The sequence below is a fragment of the Caballeronia arvi genome (assembly GCF_001544695.2).
GTDB lineage: Bacteria > Pseudomonadota > Gammaproteobacteria > Burkholderiales > Burkholderiaceae > Caballeronia > Caballeronia arvi.
Genome location: NZ_FCOM02000235.1, coordinates 1 through 1,343, shown reverse-complemented (window position 1 = coordinate 1,343; position 1,343 = coordinate 1). Strand labels below are relative to the sequence as shown.

The window sequence follows — 1,343 nt, the reverse complement described above, 5'->3', positions numbered from 1 at the left end:
CAAAGGCAGAAACGTCCTGATCGAACGCAGCTTCGGCGCGCCGACCATCACGAAGGATGGGGTGTCAGTCGCCAAGGAGATCGAGCTTAAGGACCGGTTCGAGAACATGGGTGCACAAATCGTTAAACAGGTCGCTTCGAAGACGGCGGATGTGGCGGGCGACGGCACCACGACGGCCACCGTTCTTGCGCAAGCGATCGTTCAGGAAGGCATGAAGCATGTCGCCGCCGGCATGAATCCGATGGACCTAAAGCGCGCGGCATCGACAAGGCCGTCACGGCCTTACTCGACGAACTGCGCACGCTGTCGAAGCCGATATCGACCAACCGTGAGATCGCTCAGGTCGGGTCGATCTCCGCGAACGCCGACGAAGCGATTGGGACGATCATCGCGCAGGCGATGGAAAAAGTGGGCAAGGAAGGTGTGATCACCGTCGAAGACGGCAAGTCGCTCGACAACGAGCTGGATGTGGTCGAGGGCATGCAGTTCGACCGCGGCTATATCAGCCCCTACTTCATCAATGATCCCGACAAGCAGGCTGCCTATCTGGACGATGCGCTGATCTTGCTGCACGACAAGAAGATCTCGAACATCCGGGATCTGCTGCCGGTGCTTGAAGCAACCTCAAAGGCTGGGAAGCCACTGCTGATTGTCGCAGAGGACATCGACGGCGAAGCGCTGGCGACATTGGTCGTCAACGCCATGCGCGGCATCCTCAAGGTGGCGGCCGTGAAGGCGCCCGGCTTTGGCGATCGGCGCAAAGCCATGCTCGAGGACATCGCAACCCTGACGGGCGCGACGGTCATCTCCGAAGAAACCGGCAAGCAGTTGCAGAAGGCAGCCCTTGAAGATCTCGGACGAGCGAAGCGCATTGAAGTCCGCAAGGACGACACGATCATCATCGACGGCGCGGGCGACGAAGAGCGCATCTCGGCGCGCGTGAAGTCTATCCGTGCGCAGATCGAGGAAACGACAAGCGACTACGATCGTGAGAAGCTGCAGGAGCGGGTGGCGAAGCTCGCCGGTGGCGTGGCCGTCATCAAAGTCGGCGCGGCCACCGAGGTCGAAATGAAGGAGAAGAAAGACCGTGTGGACGACGCGCTGCATGCCACACGTGCCGCAGTCGAGGAAGGCATCGTGCCCGGCGGCGGGGTGGCGCTGCTGCGCGCGCGTGAAGCGGTGACGGGACTGAAAGGCGCCAACAGCGATCAGGACGCGGGCATCCAGATCGTACTGCACGCGCTCGAGGCACCGCTGCGGATCATTGCGGCGAATGCGGGCGACGAGCCATCGGTAGTCATCGCGAAAGTGGTCGAAGGCCACGGCAATTTTGGCTACAACGC

Annotated in this window: 1 pseudogene; it reads left to right on the top strand. The window is 61.5% G+C overall.

The features are described 5' to 3' along the window. A pseudogene (groL, locus tag AWB74_RS44580) lies at nt 1-1,343 on the top strand (chaperonin GroEL); the annotation flags it as partial.